The 3,363-nt window shown below is 63.1% G+C and carries 5 protein-coding genes; 1 reads left to right on the plus strand and 4 read right to left on the minus strand.

Annotation, left to right across the window (positions count from 1 at the left end; genetic code table 11):
- Window positions 1–36 precede the first annotated feature (36 nt).
- From PMI38_RS17465 to PMI38_RS17480, 4 genes are all read right to left on the minus strand, one after another.
- A complete protein-coding gene (locus PMI38_RS17465) occupies window positions 37–852 on the minus strand; it encodes a M48 family metallopeptidase (protein ID WP_008096582.1) in 816 nt (271 codons plus the stop codon).
- 103 nt (window positions 853–955) lie between these two features.
- Window positions 956–1,576 carry an SOS response-associated peptidase gene (locus PMI38_RS17470; protein ID WP_008096584.1) on the minus strand — a complete coding sequence of 207 codons (621 nt, stop codon included), beginning with the start codon at window positions 1,574–1,576 and terminating at the stop codon, window positions 956–958.
- A 15-nt stretch (window positions 1,577–1,591) separates the two neighbouring features.
- Window positions 1,592–1,852, minus strand: coding sequence for a putative signal transducing protein (locus PMI38_RS17475; protein ID WP_008096586.1), 261 nt, complete (start codon window positions 1,850–1,852; stop codon window positions 1,592–1,594).
- Window positions 1,852–2,034 (minus strand): CPXCG motif-containing cysteine-rich protein, encoded by a 183-nt coding sequence (locus PMI38_RS17480; RefSeq protein ID WP_008096588.1) that lies wholly within the window; start codon window positions 2,032–2,034, stop codon window positions 1,852–1,854. Before PMI38_RS17480 ends, PMI38_RS17475 begins: the two co-directional genes overlap by 1 nt.
- A gap of 122 nt (window positions 2,035–2,156) precedes the next feature.
- On the opposite strand from PMI38_RS17480, the gene PMI38_RS17485 reads away from it, so the two are divergent.
- A complete protein-coding gene (locus PMI38_RS17485; protein ID WP_050548623.1) occupies window positions 2,157–3,326 on the plus strand; it encodes a 1-acyl-sn-glycerol-3-phosphate acyltransferase in 1,170 nt (389 codons plus the stop codon).
- Window positions 3,327–3,363: the final 37 nt, after the last annotated feature.

Consider the following 3,363-nt stretch of genomic DNA (forward strand, 5'->3'; position numbering starts at 1 on the left):
TGCCGGCGATGGGCTGCAAAGCAGCCCCAGGCGCACTTACTTCTTGGCCGCTTCGTACAACGGCATCACCTTCGGAATCGCAGCCTGCAGCGATGCAATCCGGCTTTCGGACGCCGGGTGAGTGCTCATGAACTCAGGCGGCGCACCCTCGGAGGCCTTGCTCATCTTGTTCCACAGGGTGATCGCGGCATTCGGGTCGTAGCCCGCACGCGCCGACAGCTCCAGGCCGATCAGGTCGGCTTCGTTCTCGTTGGCACGGCTGTTGGGCAGGGTCATGGCGTAGTTCACCACCTGGTCTGCCAGCGCGATGCTGCTCTGGCCAAGACCAAACAGCGCACCGGCGCCCTGACGGGCCATTTCCACGCCATACGCCTTGGACATCGCTTCACGGCTGTGCTCGCGCAAGGCGTGGGCAATTTCGTGACCGACCACGGCGGCGATCTCGGCATCGGTCAGCTTGAGCTGATCGATCAGGCCGGTGTAGACGATGATCTTGCCGCCCGGGCCGCAGTTGGCATTGAGCTCATCACTCTTGATCACGTTGACTTCCCATTGCCACTGCGCGGCATCCGGGCGGAACTTCGGCGCCTGGGCAATCAAGCGATCAGCGATGACCTGAACGCGCTTGGCATCGGCGCTGGATTTGTCCAGCACACCCTTTTGCGACGCCTCGCCAAGGGTCTGCTGGTACGACTGGGCGTACATCTGGTTGACCTCATCGGTCGAGAGCATGCTGAACATGTACTGTTTGCGCTCGACGCCGACAGCACCGCCGCTGGTGGTGTTCACCGCCTGGCAGCCGGCTAGCAGGATGCCAGCACTCAACAGACTGACGACAAAAGACTTACGCATGAAAACACTCCCTGGATACATGGGCAGTATCCTAGGCCGAGTCGCGTGGGGCCGCCATAGCCGCAGGGAAGAATTGTTTGCCAGGGCCGGCGCGGCCTTCACATCAGGCCGGAGTCAGGCATTCCGGGGCATCCAGCCCGGGATCATTGACGAAATTGGCCAGCGCCCGCTCGCGGAGCGTGGCCGGAGGACTGGCCAGCAGTTCATGTAGCCGCGGCAAAGGGGTTTCGGCGTCGAGCCAGGCCGCCTGGCCTGCTTCATCGAGGATCAGCGGTCGACGCTGATTCATCGCCGCCTGAGTCACCACCGCGCAACTCAGCCACACCTGGTCCTGCACCGGATACGCCTCCCACACCGCCGCGAAGCACAACGTCGAGCCTTCCCCTGGGGTCAGCCAATAGGGGCGCTTGCGCACCGTTCCGCGCCACTCGTAGAAACCATTGGCCGGCATCAGGCAACGGCGCTGACGGAATGCTTCGCGGAACATCGGCTGTTCGGCCAAGGTTTCGGCCCGGGCGTGCGCCGGCGTTCGGGAGAGGTCGGTGAGCCAGGCCGGCGTCAGCCCCCAGCGCGCCTTGGCCAGCTGCATCTGGCCGTCGAGCTGGCGCTGGATCAGCACCGAGGCACCTGGCGAGATGTTCCACTGCGCGGGCTGGCCGACAGGAAAACCTGGCAGCCCGGCAATTGCCTGGGGCCAGCGAAACAGGGCATAGCGTCCACACATGAGCGAATTCAGAACCTAGCAGATCAAGGTACCGGGATAACTCTCCGGTTCGTCGCCGGCAAGCGGCTGGGCACCATTGTACGCATCGATCAGCTGCCGCGCGTAACCGGCCTGCTCATCGGGCACTGCCAGTCCAAGCAGGCCCTGCAGCGGCAGCTCACCCGCAGCGCCGATCAGGTCACGACCGACCAGGTGCACCTCGATGCCCTCGCTGGCCAGCATACCGACCAGCATTTCAGCCTCCAGCAGGTTTTCCGGTTCGTAGATGCGCTGCATCAGTCATTCTCGCCGTAGACGTCCAGCATCCACTCTTCGCCATGCACCTGCAGCACGAAGCGAATAGGCTTGCAGCACACCTGACAGTCCTCTATGTACTCCTGGTCTCCCCCGGACAGGTCCACAGTGGTTTCGACTTCCTCGCCACAATAGGGGCAATCGTAGAACGCTTGTTCGAGCATCGCGGCCTCCGGGGTGACTTTTGCGTATAATTGCCGGTCTGTTTACAGGGCTTGCGTGTGTCCGAGCCGTTTTTCGGGCCCCACCCCTACCTTATTACCCTAGCCGTTTCCAACAAGAGAGCATGATGGGCGAATTCGATGCCATCCGACCGTACGACGACGCTGAGGTCCCTGCCGTTCTGGCACGCCTGCTCAGCGACCCGGCATTCCTCGATATCCTCACCCACTTCCGCTTCCCGCGCGCCGCAGGCGCCCTCGGCTGGCTGCTCAAGCCACTGATCGCCCGTCGCCTGCGCAAGGAGTTCGCCGGTGTCACCTGCGTCTCCACCCTGCAGGACAAGGTCGAGTACTACGTCGACCAGACCATCGAGCGCGCCACGGACGGCGTCACCTACTCCGGTGTCGAACAGCTCAAGTCGGGGACTGCCTACCTGTTCCTGGCCAATCACCGCGACATCGTCATGGATCCGGCTTTCGTCAACTACGCGGTGTACCACGCGGGCCTGCCGACGCCGCGCATCGCCATCGGCGATAACTTGCTGCAAAAGCCGTTCGTCAGCGACATGATGCGCCTGAACAAGAGTTTCATCGTTCACCGCTCGATTACCGGTCGGCGTGAAAAGCTCGCGGCCTACCAGTTGCTGTCGGCCTACATCAACCATTCGATCCGCAACGACGGCACTTCGATCTGGATCGCCCAGGCCGAAGGGCGGGCCAAGGATGGTGACGACCGCACCGACTCGGCGATCCTCAAGATGTTCCACATGAGCCGCAAGGACGAGCCGTTCGGTGCCGTGATCCAGAGCCTGAACCTGATCCCGGTGTCGATCAGCTACGAGTACGACCCTTGCGACCAGGCCAAGGCGCGCGAGCTGTACATCCGCGCCACGACCGGCACCTACAAGAAGGCACCGGGCGAGGACGACAACAGCATCGCCAAGGGCATTACGGGCTACAAGGGCCGCGTGCACATCAACTTCTCCGCGCCCGTCACCGACTTCTTCGAAGACACCAAGCAGCTGGCCCAGGAGATCGACCGGCAAATCCTGGGTGGCTACCGGTTGTTCCCGGTGCACTACCTGGCCTATGCGATGTGGAGCGAGAAGGACGAGGCGCTGCAGGTGCCGAGTGCCGAGAAGGTGTTCCCGGCAGCGGAGCTTGCGAAGGCCCAGGAGGAATGGCAGCGCCGCCTGGACGCTTGCCCTGAGGAGCAGCGGCCGTATCTGGTGTTGCAGTACGCAACGCCGGTGCGCAATCAGTATCAGGTCAAGCTACAGGCGCCGGTGGCCTGACTTGCGGGGGCTGCTGCGCAGCCCAATCGCCGGCAAG

The organism is Pseudomonas sp. GM84 (assembly GCF_000282535.1).
GTDB lineage: Bacteria > Pseudomonadota > Gammaproteobacteria > Pseudomonadales > Pseudomonadaceae > Aquipseudomonas.